Origin of the sequence: Siccibacter colletis, assembly GCF_000696575.1 — a bacterium.
GTDB lineage: Bacteria > Pseudomonadota > Gammaproteobacteria > Enterobacterales > Enterobacteriaceae > Siccibacter > Siccibacter colletis.
In genome coordinates, this window is record NZ_JMSQ01000006.1 from 223,485 (window position 1) to 241,919 (window position 18,435).

Below are 18,435 nucleotides of genomic sequence, written 5' to 3' on the forward strand. Positions count from 1 at the left end.
CGTGTGAGAATTCGTTGAAATCAAGTCCGAAAGGACAGGCGTTATCGGCGAAGCCAGACTGAACACCGCCTGCGCGCTACAACCGGAACGTACTGATGTACGTGAAGATTGTGAGCACAGTCGGGGTTCAGCAGGGCGGGTAGATAGCCTGAGCCGGACTTAAACAAGGAATAAAAATTGCCATGTTATTACCCTGGCTGATATTGATCCCCTTCATCGGCGGCTTCCTCTGCTGGCAGACCGAACGCTTCGGCGTTAAGGTTCCACGCTGGATTGCGCTGATCACTATGGGGCTGACGCTGGCGCTCGGATTGCAACTCTGGTTGCAGGGTGGCTATACGCTGACGCAGGCTGCCGGCTTACCGCAGTGGCAGTCCGAGTTTGTGATGGAATGGATCCCGCGTTTCGGCATCTCTATCCATCTGGCGATTGACGGCTTGTCGCTGCTGATGGTGGTGCTCACCGGCCTGCTGGGCGTGCTGGCCGTGCTCTGTTCCTGGAACGAAATCGAAAAATACCAGGGCTTCTTCCACCTCAATCTGATGTGGATCCTCGGCGGCGTTATCGGTGTGTTCCTTGCCATCGATATGTTCCTGTTCTTCTTCTTCTGGGAAATGATGCTGGTGCCGATGTACTTCCTCATCGCGCTCTGGGGTCACAAAGCCTCTGATGGGAAGACGCGTATCACCGCGGCGACCAAGTTCTTCATCTACACCCAGGCGAGCGGTCTGGTGATGCTGATTGCCATCCTGGCGCTGGTGTTTGTGCACTACAACGCCACCGGAGTCTGGACCTTCAACTATCAGGATCTGCTGAAAACGCCGATGTCGCACGGCGTGGAATGGCTGTTGATGCTGGGCTTCTTCATCGCCTTTGCGGTGAAAATGCCGGTGGTGCCGCTGCACGGCTGGCTGCCGGACGCTCACTCCCAGGCACCGACGGCGGGTTCCGTTGATCTCGCGGGCATCCTGCTGAAAACTGCGGCCTACGGTCTGCTGCGCTTCTCGCTGCCGCTGTTCCCGAACGCGTCTGCAGAGTTTGCGCCGATTGCGATGTGGCTTGGCGTTATCGGTATCTTCTACGGTGCGTGGATGGCGTTCACCCAGTACGACATTAAGCGCCTGATTGCCTACACCTCAGTCTCGCACATGGGCTTCGTGCTGATTGCCATCTACACCGGCAGCCAGCTGGCGTACCAGGGCGCAGTGATCCAGATGATCGCGCACGGTCTGTCTGCGGCGGGTCTGTTCATTCTTTGCGGTCAGCTTTACGAGCGTCTGCATACGCGTGACATGCGCCTGATGGGCGGGCTGTGGAGCAAGATTAAATGGCTGCCGGCAATGTCGATGTTCTTCGCGGTCGCTACCCTGGGGATGCCGGGTACCGGTAACTTCGTCGGCGAATTCATGATCCTGTTCGGCAGCTTCCAGGTCGTGCCGGTGATCACCGTGATCTCCACCTTCGGCCTGGTGTTCGCCTCGGTTTACTCGCTGGCGATGCTGCACCGCGCTTACTTCGGTAAGGCGAAGAGTGAAGCGGCGAAGCAGGATATCCGTGGGATGTCAGCGCGCGAGCTGTTAATCATTCTGTTGCTGGTAGCGCTTCTGGTGCTGCTGGGCATCTATCCGCAGCCGATTCTGGATACCTCGCACTCCGCGATGAGCAATATCCAGCAGTGGTTTGTTAATTCCGTTTCAACTACAAGGCCGTAACTCGCTCATGACTATAACTCCTCAACATCTGATCGCGCTGCTCCCGCTGCTGATCGTCGGATTGACGGTGGTGGTTGTGATGCTCTCTATAGCATGGCGACGCGACCATTTTCTTAACGCTACGCTGTCAGTGATCGGCCTCAACGCCGCGCTGGTATCACTATGGTTCGTGGGCCAGGCAGGCCCGATGGACGTTACACCGCTGATGCGAATTGACGGCTTTGCAATGCTCTATACCGGCCTTGTGCTGCTGGCGAGCCTTGCGACCTGCACCTTCGCGTACCCGTGGCTGCAAGGTTATAACGACAACAAAGAAGAGTTCTATCTGCTGGTGCTGATTGCTGCCCTCGGCGGTATTCTGCTTGCGAATGCGAACCATCTGGCGGCGCTGTTCCTCGGTATTGAGCTTATCTCGTTGCCGCTGTTCGGCCTGGTTGGTTATGCCTTCCGTCAGAAGCGCTCTCTGGAAGCGGCCATCAAGTACACCATTCTGTCCGCTGCTGCGTCGTCTTTCCTGCTGTTCGGTATGGCGCTGGTGTATGCCCAGTCCGGCAGCCTGTCGTTCCTGGCGCTCGGTAAGAGCCTGGCGGACAACATGCTGCACGAACCGCTGCTGCTGGCGGGCCTGGGTCTGATGATTGTGGGTCTCGGCTTCAAGCTGTCGCTGGTGCCGTTCCACCTGTGGACGCCGGATGTGTACCAGGGCGCGCCTGCGCCGGTATCAACCTTCCTGGCAACCGCCAGTAAAATCGCCATCTTTGGCGTGGTGATGCGTCTGTTCCTCTACGCCCCGGTGGGTGACAGCGAAGCGGTGCGCGTCGTGCTTGGCATTATCGCCGTTGCGTCCATTCTGTTTGGTAACCTGATGGCCCTTAGCCAGAGCAACATCAAGCGTCTGCTCGGCTACTCCTCCATCTCTCACCTTGGCTATTTGCTGGTGGCGCTCATCGCCCTGCAGAGCGGTCAGATGGCGATGGAAACCGTCGGGGTTTATCTGGCGGGTTACCTGTTCAGCAGCCTCGGTGCCTTTGGTGTGGTCAGCCTGATGTCCAGCCCGTATCGCGGTCCGGACGCCGACTCGCTCTACTCCTATCGCGGCCTGTTCTGGCACCGTCCGGTGCTGTCAGCGGTGATGACGGTAATGATGCTGTCGCTGGCGGGTATTCCGATGACCCTCGGCTTTATCGGCAAGTTCTACGTGCTGGCCGTCGGTGTGCAGAACGGTCTGTGGTGGCTGACTGCCGCCGTAGTGGTGGGTTCCGCGATCGGTCTCTACTACTACCTGCGCGTTGCCGTCAGCCTCTACCTGAGCGCGCCGCAACAGCTGAATCGTGATGCGCCGTCCGACTGGGCCTATAGCGCGGGCGGTATCGTAGTGCTGATTTCTGCTCTGCTGGTACTGGTTCTCGGCGTCTGGCCGCAGCCGCTGATTACGCTGGTGCAGACGGCACAGCCGCTGATGTAATGCAGCAAACGCTAAAAAGCCGCCTCCGGGCGGCTTTTTTATTGTCACCTTTAAACCACCTCACCATCGGGGAGGTGGTGATGGCTTCTCAAACGGCAACCGTAAGAAAGTCTTCTGCCATTTCGCTCCCCGGAAATACCGCCTGGCACTCCGCGAGCAGCGCCTCGCATCCCGCGGCGTCATAGCGCGAGCTGATATGAGTGACAACCAGCCGCTTCACACCCGCTGCACGCGCCAGATCTGCCGTCTGTACCGTTGTCGAATGGCCACGTTCGTTGGCTTTCTCCGCCATGTCCGCTTCCAGCGTGGCTTCATGCACCATCAGATCCGCATCACGTGCCAGTGCCAGAGCGGCATCAGCAGGACCAGTATCACCGAAGAGGGCGAGTGTTTTACCCCGCTGCGCTGCGCCGAGGTAATCAGCACCGTTGACCACACGTCCGTCCTCAAGCGTGACGCTTTTTCCCAGTTTGAGCTGCTGGAACAACGGCCCTGGCGTCACGCCGGCAGCGATAAGGCGCGCAGCATCCAGCGCCCCGGGTTTATCATGCTGCTCAATGCGAAAGCCGTAGCACTCCACCGGGTGGGTGAGGGGGTACGCCGTTACCCGCAGGTCGTCGTCATCCAGCACCATGCCGCCGCCGATTTCGATAATCTCCAGCGGGTAGCTGGTCCAGGAGCCGCTCAGCGCCAGCGACATCTCGATAAACTGCCTGATGCCTTTTGGCCCATAAACCGTCAGCGGTAGCTGACTACCCGCCATCGATCGGCTGCACAGCAGGCCGGGCAGGCCGAAGATGTGATCGCCGTGCAGATGGGTGATAAAAATACGCGTCAGCTTGCCAGGATTGTATGCGGTATGCAGCATCTGATGCTGCGTACCCTCCCCGCAGTCGAACAGCCACAGTTCCGGTGAGTTGGTCAGGGGCGAGAGCAATATCGCCGTGACGTTACGGGTTTTCGTCGGCACACCCGCCGAGGTGCCCAGGAATGTTAGTTCCATAGCAAGTAACTCCCATGCCAGTGTGAAAAACCTTTAGTATAACGACCATAACGCACATCAAGGAGCAACGCATGATCCAGTGGCAAGACCTGCACCATTCTGAACTTACCGTCCCCACGCTCTACGCCGTATTACAGCTGCGCTGCCAGGTATTTGTTGTTGAGCAAACCTGTCCCTACCTTGATATCGACGGTGACGACCTGGTCGGTGAAAACCGCCACATTCTCGGCTGGCGTGACGGAAAGCTGATTGCTTATGCGAGGATTCTGAAAAGCGAGGAAGATGTTGAGCCGGTAGTGATTGGTCGGGTGATTGTGGATGCGGCTGTCCGGGGTGAAAAACTCGGTGCGCAATTGATGGAACACGCCCTCGCCAGCTGCCAGCAAAACTGGCCGCAGAAGGCGCTGTATCTGGGTGCGCAGGCGCATCTGCAACCCTTTTATGCGCAGTTTGGCTTTCAGCCCGTCACCCCGGTTTACGACGAAGATGGTATTCCGCACGTGGGAATGGCGCGGGAATAGCCGTTACGCAGAATGTCGGGATGTTGTCTATAGTTAGCGGACCAGTAAACGTTTGAATACGGAGAACCGTTATGTCAATGAATTCACAACCATACGAACCGCGACTGGATGATGACCTGACCCTGCTGAGCGATACGCTGGAAGAAGTCCTGCGTGCCTCAGGCGATCCGGCTGACCAGAAATACATTGAGCTGAAGGCGCGCGCAGAGCAGGCGCTGCACGATGTTAAAAACCGCGTCAGCAATGCGTCCGATAACTACTACTTCCGCGCCAAAAAAGCGGCCTATCGTGCAGATGAATACGTGCACGAAAAACCGTGGCAGGGGATCGGTATCGGTGCAGCTGCTGGCCTGGTGCTTGGCCTGCTGCTTCGCCGCTAAGCCCGCCGCCCTGCGTTCCGCGCAGGGCTGGTTTTCAGCCCACCCCCTGCCGCCATCCCCGCACTAAATTCTCTCTGATAGCCACAATAGCGACCCACGTCAAAACAGCCCAAAACGCGCCCCTTATAATGGCCCGGTAAATTTGATACCGGACAACATCATGTCTACAAGCGCGTTTAACCGTCGCTGGGCGACAGTCATTGTCGAAGCGATTACCCGTCACGGCGTGCGGCACGTCTGTATCGCCCCTGGCTCCCGCTCGACTCCGCTGACCCTTGCCGCCGCGGAGCATCCAGAATTGACCACCCATACCCACTTCGATGAACGCGGGCTGGGGCACCTTGCGCTCGGGCTGGCAAAAGCCAGCGGCGAGCCGGTGGCGGTGATCGTCACGTCGGGTACCGCTGTTGCCAACCTCTATCCGGCGGTCATCGAAGCGGGTCTTACCGGTGAAAAGCTGATCCTGCTAACCGCGGATCGGCCGCCGGAGCTTATCGACTGCGGGGCGAATCAGGCCATTCGCCAGACGGATATTTTCGCCTCGCATCCTGCCGCCACGCTGTCGCTGCCGCGCCCGACCCCGGATATCCCGGCGCGCTGGCTTCTCTCTGCTATCGATAATCTGCTGGGGCCGTTGTCCGGTGGGGCGGTGCATATCAACTGCCCGTTTGCCGAGCCGCTTTATGGCGTGATGGATGACACCGGCAGCGCGTGGCTGGAAGAACCCGGGTCATGGTGGCAGAGCGACGCGCCGTGGCTGCACACCTCAGTCCCGCAGCGCATCCACACGCAGCCGGACTGGGCGGCGTGGAGCATGAAGCGCGGCGTCATTCTCGCCGGGCGTCTGGCGGCAAACGAAGGTGAGCAGCTCGCTGCCTGGGCGCAGCGTCTTGGCTGGCCGCTTATCGGCGATACGCTCTCCTGCACCGGTCAGCCGCTGCCCTGCGCCGATCTCTGGCTGGCGCATCCCGAGGCGCAGCGTCTGCTGTCCGGGGCCGATATCGTGCTGCAGTTTGGCGGCAGCCTGACCGGCAAACGTCTGCTGCAGTGGCAGGCGGCCTGTGCGCCGCAGGAGTACTGGCTCATCGACAGCCAGGCGGGGCGGCTCGATCCGGCTCATCATCGCGGTCGGCGTCTGGTTGGCAGCATCAGCGACTGGCTGGCCGCGCATCCGGCACCGTTACAGGCGCCCTGGGCACCCGCGCTGACGGCGCTGGCACGAAGCGCCCTGCATGAGGTGGAAGGGGCTACGACCGGGTTTGGTGAAGCGCAGATTGCCCACCGGCTGCCCGCGCTGCTGCCCGTCGACGGTCAGCTGTTCCTCGGCAATAGCCTGGTGGTACGGCTGGTGGATGCCTTTGCCCGGCTGCCGGCGGGTTACCCGGTGTTCAGCAATCGCGGTGCCAGCGGGATTGATGGCCTGATCTCCACCGCGGCAGGCGTGCAGCGCGGCAGCGGCAGGCCGACGCTGGCCGTGGTCGGCGATCTCTCCGCGCTCTACGATCTCAACGCGCTGGCGCTACTGCGCGAGGTCAGCGCCCCGCTGGTATTACTGATCATCAACAATAATGGCGGGCAGATTTTCTCGCTGCTGCCGACCGATGCCGCGGTGCGCGAACGTTTCTACTGCATGCCGCAGCAGGTTGAGTTCCGCCACGCCGCGGCGATGTTTGGTCTCGACTACCACCAGCCAGCCAGTTTTGCAGCGTTAAGCGCGGTGCTGCATCAGGCGTGGCAGAGGCCACGCGCAACGGTGATTGAGGCCGTGGTCAGCGAAACGGGCGGCGTGGAGGCACTCCAGCAGCTGCTGTCGCGGGTAAGCCAGCTGTGACTCTGCATGCCGTCGTCAAACCCGGAAACCCGGCGCTGCCGTGGATCGTCTGGCTGCACGGTTTTCTTGGCTCCGCCGCTGACTGGCAGGAGATAGCCCCGGCGTTTGACCATCCGCAGTTGCTCATCGATTTGCCCGGACACGGCGGCTCATGCGGCATTCCCCCAGGTAATTTTTCCTCGACCCATCGCCTGCTGCAAAACACGCTGTTTAATTACAACATACTGAACTACTGGCTGGTGGGCTACTCCCTCGGCGGTCGTGTCGCCATGTATCACGCCTGCAGGCAGCCCCGTGGGCTGCAGGGGCTGATCGTGGAAGGATCTCACCCGGGACTAACAACATACCGCGAGCGCCAGGCGCGGCGCGAGTCGGACGCCCGCTGGGTTCTCCGCTTCACTTCTGAGCCGCTGGAGTGCGTGCTTCAGGACTGGTACGCCCAGCCGGTATTTGCTTCGCTGTCGCCCGCCCGTCGTCAGGTTTTTATTGACCAACGCCGTGACAACCACGCCCCGGCACTGGCGACGATGCTGCATGCCACCTCGCTGGGGCGGCAGCCCAACCTGCGCCCGTATCTGGCGAGGCTGCCGGTCGCGTTTCACTTTCTGCATGGCGCGGGCGATACCCGTTTTCAGGCCATCGCGCAGGATATCCCCGCGCAGCGACATGCGATCCCCGATGCCGGGCACAACGCGCACCGGGAAAACCCGCAGGCGTTCTGCGCCTGCCTTGCCACCATTTTGTCTCACTCCACTGAGGATGCCCCATGATTTACCCTGATGACGCAGAGCTTTATGCCCCGGTCGAATGGCTGGACTGCTCCACTGGCTTTACCGATATCCGCTATGAGAAGTCGCGCGACGGCATAGCAAAAATCACCATTAATCGTCCGGAAGTACGCAACGCGTTTCGACCGCAGACGGTGAAGGAGATGATGCAGGCGCTGGCAGAGGCGCGCTACGACGATAACATCGGTGCGATCGTGCTGACTGGCGAGGGGGAAAAAGCCTTCTGTGCCGGCGGGGATCAGAAAGTGCGCGGTGACTACGGCGGTTATCAGGATGATTCCGGCGTGCATCACCTCAACGTGCTCGACTTCCAGCGCCAGATCCGTACCTGCCCGAAACCGGTAGTGGCGATGGTTGCCGGGTACGCCATCGGCGGCGGGCATGTGCTGCATATGATGTGCGACCTGACGCTTGCTGCAGATAACGCCGTGTTCGGCCAGACCGGGCCAAAAGTGGGCTCGTTTGACGGCGGCTGGGGTGCCTCTTATATGGCGCGCATCGTCGGCCAGAAAAAGGCGCGTGAGATCTGGTTCCTGTGCCGCCAGTATGATGCGCAGCAGGCGCTGGAGATGGGGCTGGTGAATACCGTGGTGCCGCTGGCGGATCTGGAAAAGGAAACCGTGCGCTGGTGCCGCGAGATGCTGCAGAACAGCCCGATGGCCCTGCGCTGTCTGAAGGCCGCGCTCAATGCCGACTGCGACGGCCAGGCCGGGCTGCAGGAGCTGGCCGGGAACGCCACCATGCTGTTCTACATGACCGAAGAGGGGCAGGAGGGACGCAACGCCTTCAATCAAAAGCGCCAGCCCGATTTCAGCAAGTTTAAACGGAACCCATAATGCGACGCGCGCGGCTGTTTGCTTATCAGATCCCGATGGATGCGGGCGTGGTGCTGCGCCATCAGCGTCTGAAAACCCGTGACGGGCTGGTGGTCTGTCTTGGCGAAGAGGGGCGCGATGGCTGGGGCGAGATCGCTCCGCTGCCGGGCTTCAGTCAGGAGTCGCTTGAAGCCTGTCGTCAGGCGACGCTGGCGTGGCTGGAGGCGTGGTGCTGCGGTCAACATCCGCCGCTCCCCTCGCTCCCTGCGGTAGCCTTTGGCCTGAGCTGCGCCCTGGCGGAGCTGGAGCAGCAGCTGCCTGTGGCCGGGGAGTACCGCACCGCGCCGTTATGCACCGGCGACCCTGATGCGCTGTTCTCCACGCTGGCGGCGCTGCCGGGGGAGAAAGTGGCGAAGGTGAAGGTCGGGCTGTATGAAGCGGTGCGTGACGGCATGCTGGTGAATCTGCTGCTGGAGGCGGTGCCGGATCTGCGGCTGCGGCTCGACGCCAACCGTGCCTGGACACCGCTGAAAGCGCAGCAGTTTGCGAAGTACATCAATCCGGCGTGGCGCGATCGCATTGCGTTTATTGAAGAGCCGTGCCACACCCGCGACGCCTCGCGCGCCTTTGCCGCCGACAGCGGAATTGCTATCGCCTGGGACGAAAGCCTGCGCGAGCCAGATTTTCGCTTCGTTGCCGAGCCGGGCGTGCGCGCCGTGGTGATCAAGCCCACGCTCACCGGCAGCCTGCAGGCGGTGCGCGCCCAGGTGCAGGCCGCCCATGCAGCCGGGCTTGAGGCAGTGATCAGCGCGTCGCTGGAATCCAGTCTCGGTCTGACCCAACTGGCGCGCATCGCCGCCTGGCTGACGCCGGGCACGCTACCCGGGCTGGACACGCTGTCGCTGATGCAGGCTCAGCTGATCCGCCCCTGGCCCGGCAGTGCGCTACCGCTTTATGGCGTTGAACATCTGGAGGCGGTGCGATGACCTTTTCCGACTGGCCCTGGCGTCACTGGTGTCGGCTGCGCCCCGATGCGCCAGCGGTGGAACTTGCCGGGGAGCAGCTGAGCTGGCGCGCGCTCTGTACGCGGGTGGATGCCCTGGCCGCCGGGTTTTACCAGCAGGGCGTGCGGGAGGGCGACGGCGTGGCGCTGTGCGCCCGCAACCGGGCTGCCACGCTGCTCGCCTGGCTTGCGTTACTGCAGTGCGGGGCGCGCCTGCTGCCGCTCAACCCTCAGCTGCCGGCGGAACAGCTGGCGGCGCTGCTGCCCGGGATGACCCTGCGCTTTGCCCTGACCCTCGACGGTGCCGTGCCGCTTGCCGGTCTGACGGCGCTGCGCATGGACAATGCTACAGGCGACTGCGGCGTGGCGTGGGATGCCCGGCGGCTGGCGACCATGACGCTAACGTCCGGCTCGTCGGGGATGCCGAAAGCAGCGGTACATACGCCCGGTGCGCATCTTGCCAGTGCGGCTGGCGTGCTGGCGGTAATCCCGTTCAGCGAGGACAACTGCTGGCTGCTGTCGCTGCCGCTGTTTCACGTCTCCGGGCAGGGCATTCTCTGGCGCTGGCTGCTGGCCGGGGCGCAGCTGGCAGTCCGGGAGGAGATGGGGCTGGCGCAGGCGTTGAGCGGATGCAGCCACGCCTCGCTGGTGCCGACCCAGCTCTGGCGGCTGCTCAATGACCCTCAGCGGCCGGAGACGCTGCATACCGTGCTGCTTGGCGGGGCGACCATTCCGGTAGAGCTGACCCATGCGGCGCAGCAGCGGGGCATCGCCTGCTTCTGCGGCTACGGTATGACCGAGCTTGCCTCCACGGTCTGTGCCAAAGCGGCGGACGGCTTGCCGGATGTGGGCGCGCCGCTGCCGGGGCGCGAGGTCAGCATCGTGGCAAACGAGGTATGGGTGCGCGCCGCCAGCCTCGCCAGCGGCTACTGGCATAACGGCATGCTGCTGCCGCTCACCAATGCTGAAGGCTGGTTCGCGACCCGGGATCGCGGCGTCATTGCCGATGGGCGGCTCACCATTGTTGGGCGGCTCGATAACCTGTTTTTCAGCGCCGGGGAGGGCATTCAGCCGGAAGAGGTTGAGCGGGTGATCGCCCGCCATCCCGGCGTCTGCCAGGTGTTTGTGGTGCCGGTGAAGGATGCCGAGTTTGGTCAGCGCCCGGTAGCGGTGGTGGAGTGTAGCGATGGCGTACTGCCCGAGCGGCTTAGCGCCTGGGTCAGAGAGAGCCTGGCCCGCTTTCAGCAGCCGGTGCACTGGCTGCCGCTGCCGGACACCCTGAAAACCGGCGGCATCAAGCTTTCGCGCCGCCAGCTTCAGGAGTGGGTTGCCAGCGTACTGGCCTGAACTTAGTCCGGCTGGAGAGTTGCCTTGCGGCGCTTACGCAGCCGTTTTATCAGCGGCGGCAGCGTCACTACCAGCACGGCGAGCAGTAACAGCGACTTCGTCACGCCGCTCTCCCAGAGGATCCCCAGGTTGCCGTTGCTGATGGAGAGCGCGCGCCGCAGGTTCTGCTCCAGCATCTCACCCAGCACAAAGCCCAGAATCAGCGGCGACATCGGGAAGTGCATCTTACGCAGCAGGTAGCCCAGCACACCAAGCGCCACCATCAGCACCAGATCAAAGGTGGTGCTGTGCACCGCGTAAACCCCCACCGCAGAGACGGCGGCGATGGCCGGCGCAAGGAACCACATCGGAATGGTCAGCATGCGGGTGAACAGGCCGATCAGCGGAATGTTCATGATCAGCAGCATGACGTTGGCGATCAGCAGGGCAGCAATTAACCCCCAGACAATATCCGGCTGCTCGGTGAACATCGCCGGGCCGGGCGTGATGTTGTAGAGCGTCAGCGCGCCCATCATCACCGCCGTGGTGCCGGAGCCTGGCACGCCCAGCGTCAGCATGGGAATGAAGGAGCCGCAGGCGGAGGCGTTATTCGCCGCTTCCGGGGCCGCCACCCCACGGATATCCCCGTCGCCAAACGTTCCTTTATCACCGCTGAGTTTCTTCTCGGTCATGTAGGTAATCGCACTGGCGATGGTTGCCCCGGCACCCGGCAGGATGCCGACAAAAAAGCCGATAACCGATGAACGCAGTGTGGTTGCGGTGCAGCTTGCCGCCTCTTTCATCGTGAACATCATCCGGCCTGTCTTACGCACCAGCGTCTGACCGCTGCTGGTGCTTTCCAGCATCAGCAGTATTTCCGATACCGAGAACAGCCCAATTACCACCACGATGAACTGAATGCCGTCGGAGAGGTGAACGCTGTCGAAGGTAAAGCGGTAAACGCCGGTATTGGCATCCACGCCAACCGTTGCCAGCCCGAGACCGAGCAGCGCCGAGAGAAACGACTTGAGCGGGTTCTGCGCCATCATGCTGCCGAGGCAGGCAATGGCAAACACCATCAGGGCAAAATACTCTGCCGGTCCGAACGCCAGCGACCACTGCGCCAGCGTCGGTGCGAAGAGAATAATGCCGCCGATGGCGATCATTGAGCCCACAAAGGAGCTGACGGCTGAAATCGATAACGCCACGCCGCCGCGTCCCTGTTTCGCCATCGGATAGCCGTCGATGGCTGTCATTATGGCGGCGGCATCGCCAGGCACGTTCAGCAGGATGGAGGAGATGCGTCCGCCATATTCACAGCCGATGTACACGGTCGCCAGCAGGATCAGCGCCGAGGCTGCCGGAAGGTGCATGGCAAACGCCAGCGGCAGCAGGATCGCCACGCCATTAATCGGGCCGAGGCCCGGCAGCAGGCCGACGATGGTGCCCGCGAAGCAGCCAATCAGGGCGATCATCAGGTTTTCCGGGGTGAGCGCGACCGCAAACCCCTGAGAGAGATATAACCAGGTATCCATTAGCGTTCTCCGTTAGCGTAGCCAGACACCGAGCGGCAGCGTGACGTCAAGTAGCGAGTCAAACGCGTACCAGAACGCAGTGCCCATAATGGCGCCTGCGACCAGCGCGGCGGGCAGTGTGGCCCCAAACAGCATGCCGAATACGGCGGTGAGCAGCGCGGTGGCCAGCGGGAAGCCCAGCCATTCGAAGGCCCATGCGTAGAGCGTCAGGGCGATCACCATGATCAGCAGCCGTTGCAGCACCGCCTTATGCGGCCACTCCACCAGGTCGGGATGGCGCAGCAGAAGCAGCACCGAACAGAGCAGCATCAGCACCAGAATGCCCACCGGGAACGGACGCGGGCCTACGGGTTCATAGCTGTACTCGCTGTGGATCTGCCAGGCGACCACCAGGCCGCCGAGGCAGAGCAGAAGCCAGATACTGGCAAAAATACGATCGCTCATGATGGCGCTCCTCAGTTGGCCAGGCCAAAGGCCTGGGCCTGTTTGCGGTACTCTTCCACCTGCTGTTTCACATACGTATCCAGCTCTTTACCATTCTTGTTGAATTCAAACAGGCCGCGCAGATCGCGCTGGGTTTTGAACACCTCGGTTTGCTGTAGCTTCCGGAACGTCTCTACCCACCACTGATACTCCGCATCGCTGACTTTCGGCCCGACAAAGAAACCGCGAATGATCGGCCAGACCAGGTCGTAGCCCTGCTCTTTCGCCGTAGGGACGTTGGCCAGCGCGCCCGGCAGACGTTCCGCCGAGAACACCGCCAGCACCCGCAGCTTGTCGCCCTTCAGGTACGGCACCATCTCACTCATATCCCCGGACACCGCCTGCACATGGTTACCCATCAGCGCCGTTACCGGCTCGCCGCCGCCCTCAAACGCCACATAACGCATCTTGCGCGGATCGACATTGGCCTGTTTCGCCAGCAGGGCAGTCTTCATCCAGTCCTGACTGCCGATAGACGCGCCGGCACCAAACACCACGCTATCGGGGTTTTTCTCCAGCGCCGCCATCAGATCGTTGAGGTTTTTCCACGGTGAGTCGGCGCGCACCGCGATCATCCCATAGTCGGTGCCGACGCTGGCTAGCCAGCGCACATCATTCACCCCGTAGCGGCCAAATTTTCCCTGGGAGAGGTTGAGCAGCGATCCGCCGGAAAACGCCACCACGGTACCCGGCTCTGCAGGACGCTGGGCGACGATGGCGTTGTAGGCCACCGCGCCGACGCCGCCGGGCATGTAGGTCACGCGCATGGGTTTCTCTATCACGTCGGTTTCCTGCAGGCTGACCTGAATCAGCTTGCAGGTCAGGTCGAATCCGCCGCCGGGCTTGGCCGGCGCGATGCATTCGGTGCGGGAGGGCGGCTCCGCCGCCAGCAGCGGTGTGGTGCTCAGCAGCAAAGTGGTAGCGATGAAGGTACGACAGAAACGCTTGCTCATAGGGTCCTCACGATACGGGTCAGTGACGTGGGTGTGCCCGGTTTTTACAGTCCGTAGCACGCAGGGGCAGATGTTTTTCTCATTATGTGAACCGCCTTGTAGCGATTCAGTTACATGATTGTTAAAACGTTAACCTTTCATTTCCCTTTCACCGCGGCAGAAACTTTACAGGATGTGATATGCGTCTCTTACTGGCGGAAGATAATCGTGAGCTGGCGCACTGGCTGGAAAAAGCGCTGGTGCAGCACGGGTTTGCAGTGGATTGCGTATTTGACGGCCAGGCAGCGGACCACCTGCTGCAAAGCGAGCGCTACGCGATGGCGGTACTGGATATCGGCATGCCGCGCATGGATGGATTGCAGGTCGTGCAGCGGCTGCGCAAGCGCGGTCAGCATCTGCCGGTCCTGCTGCTGACTGCGCGCAGTGAAGTGGCCGAGCGGGTAAAAGGACTGAATGCCGGGGCGGATGACTATCTGCCAAAGCCGTTTGAACTGGAGGAGCTTGATGCCCGGTTACGCGCCTTGCTCAGGCGCAGCGAAGGGCAGATACAGGAGATCCAGCGGCTTGGCGAGCTGGCGTTTCATGACGAAGGCTACTTCGAGCTGGCCGGTAAACCGCTGGCCCTGACCCCACGCGAATGCGCGCTGCTCACGGTGCTGATGTACCGGCGCGGTCGCCCGGTATCGCGCCAGCACCTGTTCGATCAGGTGTTCAATCTTGCTGACGACGCCAGCCCGGAAAGTATCGAGCTTTACATTCACCGGCTGCGCAAAAAACTCCAGCCAGGCAATGTACGCATCACTACGCTGCGCGGCCTCGGGTACCTGCTGGAGTGCGGTGATGAAACGCCATAGCGTGCCGCCCTCGCTATTTTCCCGTCTGCTGTTGTTCCTGGGGCTGCCACTGTTATTGCTGTGGCTGTTTTCCGCCTTCACCAGCTATTTCAGCGCGATGCAGGCCGCTACCCAGGCCTATGACCGCACGCTGCTCTCGTCGGCGCGCATGGTGGCGGAGCGGCTGGTGGTGCGTAACCAGCAGATCCTGGTTGAGGTGCCGTGGGTGGTGCTCGACAGCGTTGAGCTCAATATGAATGACCGGCTCTACTACAAAGTCACCGATATTAACGGCAAGGTCATTTCCGGCTACGACGACCTTCCGCCGCTGCCGGCAGGTACGCCGCGCACCACGCTCTATCCGGCGCTGGCGTGGTTTTATCATGCGACCTATCGCGGGCAGGCGATACGCGCAGCCCGGCTGTTGCAGCCGGTAAGTGGCGCGGGCGTCAGCGGCATGGTTGAGATCACCGTGGCGGAAACGCTGCAGTCACGCCACCTGCTGGCGCAGCAGCTGCTCTTCTCGTCGGCGGTGAGCCAGGGGGGACTGGTGCTGATAACGCTGCTGCTGGCAGGCTGGCTGCTGCGTCGGGTATTGAAACCGATGCGCCAGCTCTCGGGCATGATGGTGCGCCGCGATCCTGGCGTGCTCACGCCACTGCCAGACCATCTGCTGCCCTGGTCGGAAACCCGGCTGCTGGTGGTGGCGTTCAACCGCTATCTCGACAGATTGCGCGCCATGATTGCCCGCCAGGAGCGGTTCAGCGCCGATGCGTCGCACCAGCTTAAAACCCCGCTGGCAGTGCTTAAAATGCAGACTGCGGTAGCGCTGGCCAGCCCGGAGCCCGCACAGTGGCGTGAGAGCCTGGAGGCCATCAGCCGCACGCTGGATCACACTGTCGGGCTGACGGAGCGCCTGCTGCTGCTGGCGCAGCTGAAGCGCAAAGAGCAGGGGGAGCGGGAGTTTGAGGCGGTGGACATGGCTGCGGTGGCGAGAGAGTGCTGTTTGTCGCGGCTGGCGCAGGCGCGGATAAAACGCATCGATCTGGGCTATGAAGGTGAGAGCGGGGCGCTGTGGGTCGAGGGCGATCCCATTCTGCTGGGCGAGCTGTGCGCCAATCTGCTGGATAACGCGCTGAAATACACCCCCGAGGGCGGAACCATCACCATTCGCGTGACGGCGATGCAGGCGCGGGTCTGGCTTGAGATTGAGGATAGCGGTCCGGGAATTGAGAATGCGCTGTCGCAGCAGGCGCTGCAGCCGTTTCAGCGGCTGGAAAGCGGGATTGAGCAACCGGGCGCGGGCCTCGGGCTGGCGCTGGTCAACGACATCGCGCGCTGGCACCGGACGCGGCCTGAACTGCTAAAAAGCGAAGCGCTGGGTGGTCTGCGGGTGCGCATCGTCCTGTCGCTGCATCGATGAGGCATGGAAAAAACCGGCAGCGTGGCTGCCGGTGAGGGGGGATTATTTCGCGTTGTTAATCGCATCCAGCGCGGCGGCAATGCCCGCGCCGTAAGCCGGGTCCACTTCGCTGAACAGGCCGATCTGGCGCTGCTGGATAAACTCCGGTACCGATTTCATGTCATCCGCAATGCGGCGATACATGCGCTGGCGCTCCTCTTCGCCAATCAGCGCAAACAGCTGGCGCGGCTGGCTGAAGTAGTCGGTATCTTCCCGGTGATTCCAGTGATCGGCAGCGCCTTCCAGCGACAGCGGCGGCTCGCTGTAGTCCGGCTGCTCCTGGAAAACCCCGAAGCTGTTCGGCTCATAGGTCGGGCCGTTGCCGCTGTTGCCGTCCACGCGCATTGCGCCGTCGCGGTGATAGTTGTGGAACGGGCAGCGCGGTTTGTTCACCGGGATCTGGTGGTGGTTGACCCCCAGGCGATAGCGGTGCGCATCCCCGTAAGAGAACAGACGCCCCTGCAGCATGCGGTCCGGCGAGAAACCAATACCGGGCACGATGTTAGCCGGCGACATTGCTACCTGTTCCACTTCGGCAAAGTAGTTATCCGGGTTGCGGTTCAGCTCCAGCTCGCCCACTTCGATCAGCGGATAGTCGCCGTGCGGCCAGACTTTGGTCAGGTCGAACGGGTTGTACGGCACGCGTGACGCGTCGGCTTCCGGCATCACCTGCACATAGAATTTCCAGCGCGGGAAGTCGCCGCCTTCAATGGACTCAAACAGATCGCGCTGGGAGCTTTCTCGATCCTCTGCGACCAGACGTTTCGCCTCATCGTCCATCAGGTTAGCGATACCCTGCGCGGATTTGAGGTGGAACTTCACCCAGAAGCGCTCGTTATCGCTGTTGATGAAGCTGTAGGTGTGGCTGCCGAAGCCGTGCATATGACGGTAGGAGCGCGGCAGCCCGCGGTCGCTGAAGTCGATGGTCAGCTGGTGCAGCGACTCCGGCAGGTGGGAGAAGAAGTCCCATTTCCAGGTCGGGTTGCGCAGGTTGGTGCGCGGGTCGCGTTTTACTACGTGGTTCAGATCCGGGAACTTAAGCGGATCGCGCAGGTAGAATACCGGCGTGTTGTTTCCCACCAGATCCCAGTTACCCTCTTCGGTGTAGAACTTGATGGAGAAGCCGCGGATGTCGCGCTCGGCGTCCGCCGCGCCGCGTTCACCGGCCACGGTGGAGAAGCGCAGGAACAGGTCGGTTTTCTTGCCGATCTCAGAGAAAATTTTCGCACGGCTAAAAGCGGTAATGTCCTGAGTCACGGTAAAGGTGCCGTAGGCGGCGGAGCCTTTGGCGTGCATACGACGTTCAGGGATCACTTCCCGGTCGAAGTGCGCCAGCTTTTCAAGGAACCAGACGTCCTGCAGGAGCATCGGGCCGCGCGGGCCTGCGGTGGCGACATTGTTATTATGGGCGACAGGCGCGCCGGAGGCGGTGGTTAACCCTTTCTTATTCATCATGGCTCCTCGAACGGGTAGTGGTGAGCATCATCGCTCTGTGCAATCAATCGGACTGACTTTTCGCACAACACGGTAACGGCCCGGCCGATCGAGAACAATCTGGCAGTTTCTATTGCAGGAATGGCTGGTGCCTTTCAGACGCAGCGGCAGGTTTCAATTCCTTACAATACCCTGGAGAAACACGGTTTATCGCGCCTTGAAAGCAACAAGCGCAACGGTACAATGCCGGCACATCGATTGTGAGTTTATAAAGAGAGCAAAAATGAAAAAAGTCGTGCTTGCTGGTATCGCCAGCTTATTGTTTGTTTCAGGCTACGCCAGCGCCATCAGCGTGAATGCCCAGGCGGGCAAAGAGTACACCAACGTCGGCGTGGGCTTTGGCACCGATACCACCGGGCTGGCGCTGAGCGGTAACTGGGCGCATAACGATGATGACGGCGACATCGGCGGGCTGGGCATTGGCCTGAATCTACCGCTGGGGCCGCTGCTGGCCACCGTGGGCGGCAAGGGCATCTACCTGAACCCGAAATCCGGTGACGAAGGCTATGCGGCGGCGGTAGGCGGTGGCCTGCAGTGGCCGCTGACCGACAGCTTCCGTCTGTATGGCGAGTACTACTACTCCCCGGACTCGCTCTCCAGCGGCGTGAAGGACTATGAAGAAGCGAACGCCGGCGTGCGCTGGACCATTATGCGTCCGATCAGCATCGAAGCGGGTTATCGCTACATCAACCTCGCCGGCAAAGATGGCGATCGCGACAACGCGGTGGCCGACGGCCCTTACGTGGGTGGCAGCGTCTCCTTCTGATCCCCAGGGCGCGGCACATTGCCGCGCCTTTTCGCTTTCCCCGGTATCGCCTTGCGCTATAGTAG

General features: G+C 61.6%; 17 protein-coding genes. 12 read left to right on the plus strand and 5 right to left on the minus strand.

Annotation, left to right across the window (positions count from 1 at the left end; all coding sequences use genetic code 11):
• The first annotated feature begins 182 nt into the window (after positions 1-182).
• Both nuoM and nuoN read left to right on the plus strand, forming a co-directional pair.
• Positions 183-1,712, plus strand: coding sequence for an NADH-quinone oxidoreductase subunit M (nuoM, locus tag ET34_RS0106760; RefSeq protein ID WP_031520588.1), 1,530 nt, complete (start codon positions 183-185; stop codon positions 1,710-1,712).
• A gap of 7 nt (positions 1,713-1,719) precedes the next feature.
• Complete coding sequence (gene nuoN / locus ET34_RS0106765; protein WP_031520590.1) at positions 1,720-3,177, plus strand: NADH-quinone oxidoreductase subunit NuoN; 1,458 nt, start codon at positions 1,720-1,722, stop codon at positions 3,175-3,177.
• 88 nt (positions 3,178-3,265) lie between these two features.
• On the opposite strand, the gene rnz is transcribed toward nuoN, so the two are convergent.
• The gene (gene rnz, locus ET34_RS0106770; protein WP_031520592.1) at positions 3,266-4,180 is read right to left on the minus strand and encodes a ribonuclease Z; all 915 of its coding nucleotides are present in this window, start codon (positions 4,178-4,180) and stop codon (positions 3,266-3,268) included.
• A gap of 71 nt (positions 4,181-4,251) precedes the next feature.
• Here rnz and ET34_RS0106775 point away from each other — a divergent pair, with 71 nt between their 5' ends.
• From ET34_RS0106775 to menE, 7 genes are all read left to right on the plus strand, one after another.
• Positions 4,252-4,701 carry a GNAT family N-acetyltransferase gene (locus tag ET34_RS0106775; protein WP_031520594.1) on the plus strand — a complete coding sequence of 150 codons (450 nt, stop codon included), beginning with the start codon at positions 4,252-4,254 and terminating at the stop codon, positions 4,699-4,701.
• A 77-nt stretch (positions 4,702-4,778) separates the two neighbouring features.
• A complete protein-coding gene (gene elaB, locus ET34_RS0106780) occupies positions 4,779-5,081 on the plus strand; it encodes a stress response protein ElaB (RefSeq protein WP_406678781.1) in 303 nt (100 codons plus the stop codon).
• 160 nt (positions 5,082-5,241) lie between these two features.
• Positions 5,242-6,912, plus strand: coding sequence for a 2-succinyl-5-enolpyruvyl-6-hydroxy-3-cyclohexene-1-carboxylic-acid synthase (gene menD, locus ET34_RS0106785; protein WP_031520596.1), 1,671 nt, complete (start codon positions 5,242-5,244; stop codon positions 6,910-6,912).
• Positions 6,909-7,682, plus strand: coding sequence for a 2-succinyl-6-hydroxy-2,4-cyclohexadiene-1-carboxylate synthase (gene menH / locus ET34_RS0106790; protein ID WP_031520597.1), 774 nt, complete (start codon positions 6,909-6,911; stop codon positions 7,680-7,682). Before menD ends, menH begins: the two co-directional genes overlap by 4 nt.
• Entirely contained in the window at positions 7,679-8,536 is an 858-nt protein-coding gene (gene menB, locus ET34_RS0106795) for a 1,4-dihydroxy-2-naphthoyl-CoA synthase (RefSeq protein WP_031520599.1), read from the plus strand. The genes menH and menB overlap by 4 nt, the downstream gene beginning before the upstream one ends.
• Positions 8,536-9,501, plus strand: a complete 966-nt coding sequence (menC, locus tag ET34_RS0106800) for an o-succinylbenzoate synthase (RefSeq protein WP_031520601.1) — start codon at positions 8,536-8,538, stop codon at positions 9,499-9,501. Before menB ends, menC begins: the two co-directional genes overlap by 1 nt.
• Positions 9,498-10,865, plus strand: coding sequence for an o-succinylbenzoate--CoA ligase (gene menE / locus ET34_RS0106805; protein ID WP_031520603.1), 1,368 nt, complete (start codon positions 9,498-9,500; stop codon positions 10,863-10,865). Before menC ends, menE begins: the two co-directional genes overlap by 4 nt.
• Positions 10,866-10,867: 2 nt before the next feature.
• On the opposite strand, the gene ET34_RS0106810 is transcribed toward menE, so the two are convergent.
• Genes ET34_RS0106810 through ET34_RS0106820 form a run of 3 tightly spaced genes read right to left on the minus strand, consistent with a single transcriptional unit; the run spans position 10,868 to position 13,815 of the window.
• A complete protein-coding gene (locus ET34_RS0106810) occupies positions 10,868-12,379 on the minus strand; it encodes a tripartite tricarboxylate transporter permease (protein WP_031520605.1) in 1,512 nt (503 codons plus the stop codon).
• A 12-nt stretch (positions 12,380-12,391) separates the two neighbouring features.
• A complete protein-coding gene (locus ET34_RS0106815) occupies positions 12,392-12,823 on the minus strand; it encodes a tripartite tricarboxylate transporter TctB family protein (protein WP_031520606.1) in 432 nt (143 codons plus the stop codon).
• 11 nt (positions 12,824-12,834) lie between these two features.
• A complete protein-coding gene (locus tag ET34_RS0106820) occupies positions 12,835-13,815 on the minus strand; it encodes a Bug family tripartite tricarboxylate transporter substrate binding protein (RefSeq protein ID WP_031520608.1) in 981 nt (326 codons plus the stop codon).
• Positions 13,816-13,994: 179 nt separating this feature from the next.
• On the opposite strand from ET34_RS0106820, the gene tctD reads away from it, so the two are divergent.
• Both tctD and ET34_RS0106830 read left to right on the plus strand, forming a co-directional pair.
• Entirely contained in the window at positions 13,995-14,669 is a 675-nt protein-coding gene (gene tctD / locus ET34_RS0106825) for a transcriptional regulator TctD (protein ID WP_031520610.1), read from the plus strand.
• Positions 14,656-16,071: a sensor histidine kinase gene (locus ET34_RS0106830; protein ID WP_031520612.1), complete on the plus strand. Its 1,416-nt coding sequence runs from the start codon at positions 14,656-14,658 to the stop codon at positions 16,069-16,071. Before tctD ends, ET34_RS0106830 begins: the two co-directional genes overlap by 14 nt.
• Before the next feature lie 42 nt (positions 16,072-16,113).
• Here the strand turns inward: ET34_RS0106830 and ET34_RS0106835 are convergent, their stop codons facing one another.
• Positions 16,114-17,565, minus strand: coding sequence for a catalase (locus tag ET34_RS0106835; protein WP_390901289.1), 1,452 nt, complete (start codon positions 17,563-17,565; stop codon positions 16,114-16,116).
• Positions 17,566-17,827: 262 nt separating this feature from the next.
• Between ET34_RS0106835 and ET34_RS0106840 the strand changes: the two genes are divergently transcribed.
• Positions 17,828-18,370, plus strand: a complete 543-nt coding sequence (locus tag ET34_RS0106840; RefSeq protein ID WP_031520616.1) for a YfaZ family outer membrane protein — start codon at positions 17,828-17,830, stop codon at positions 18,368-18,370.
• Positions 18,371-18,435: the final 65 nt, after the last annotated feature.

Bases quoted from the DNA above. Each gene is read 5' to 3' on its own strand.
- nuoM (WP_031520588.1), top strand. From the start codon at position 183: ATGTTATTACCCTGGCTGATATTGATCCCCTTCATCGGCGGCTTCCTC.
- nuoN (WP_031520590.1), top strand. From the start codon at position 1,720: ATGACTATAACTCCTCAACATCTGATCGCGCTGCTCCCGCTGCTGATC.
- rnz (WP_031520592.1), bottom strand. From the start codon at position 4,180: ATGGAACTAACATTCCTGGGCACCTCGGCGGGTGTGCCGACGAAAACC.
- ET34_RS0106775 (WP_031520594.1), top strand. From the start codon at position 4,252: ATGATCCAGTGGCAAGACCTGCACCATTCTGAACTTACCGTCCCCACG.
- elaB (WP_406678781.1), top strand. From the start codon at position 4,779: ATGAATTCACAACCATACGAACCGCGACTGGATGATGACCTGACCCTG.
- menD (WP_031520596.1), top strand. From the start codon at position 5,242: ATGTCTACAAGCGCGTTTAACCGTCGCTGGGCGACAGTCATTGTCGAA.
- menB (WP_031520599.1), top strand. From the start codon at position 7,679: ATGATTTACCCTGATGACGCAGAGCTTTATGCCCCGGTCGAATGGCTG.
- menC (WP_031520601.1), top strand. From the start codon at position 8,536: ATGCGACGCGCGCGGCTGTTTGCTTATCAGATCCCGATGGATGCGGGC.
- menE (WP_031520603.1), top strand. From the start codon at position 9,498: ATGACCTTTTCCGACTGGCCCTGGCGTCACTGGTGTCGGCTGCGCCCC.
- ET34_RS0106810 (WP_031520605.1), bottom strand. From the start codon at position 12,379: ATGGATACCTGGTTATATCTCTCTCAGGGGTTTGCGGTCGCGCTCACC.
- ET34_RS0106815 (WP_031520606.1), bottom strand. From the start codon at position 12,823: ATGAGCGATCGTATTTTTGCCAGTATCTGGCTTCTGCTCTGCCTCGGC.
- ET34_RS0106820 (WP_031520608.1), bottom strand. From the start codon at position 13,815: ATGAGCAAGCGTTTCTGTCGTACCTTCATCGCTACCACTTTGCTGCTG.
- tctD (WP_031520610.1), top strand. From the start codon at position 13,995: ATGCGTCTCTTACTGGCGGAAGATAATCGTGAGCTGGCGCACTGGCTG.
- ET34_RS0106830 (WP_031520612.1), top strand. From the start codon at position 14,656: ATGAAACGCCATAGCGTGCCGCCCTCGCTATTTTCCCGTCTGCTGTTG.
- ET34_RS0106835 (WP_390901289.1), bottom strand. From the start codon at position 17,565: ATGATGAATAAGAAAGGGTTAACCACCGCCTCCGGCGCGCCTGTCGCC.
- ET34_RS0106840 (WP_031520616.1), top strand. From the start codon at position 17,828: ATGAAAAAAGTCGTGCTTGCTGGTATCGCCAGCTTATTGTTTGTTTCA.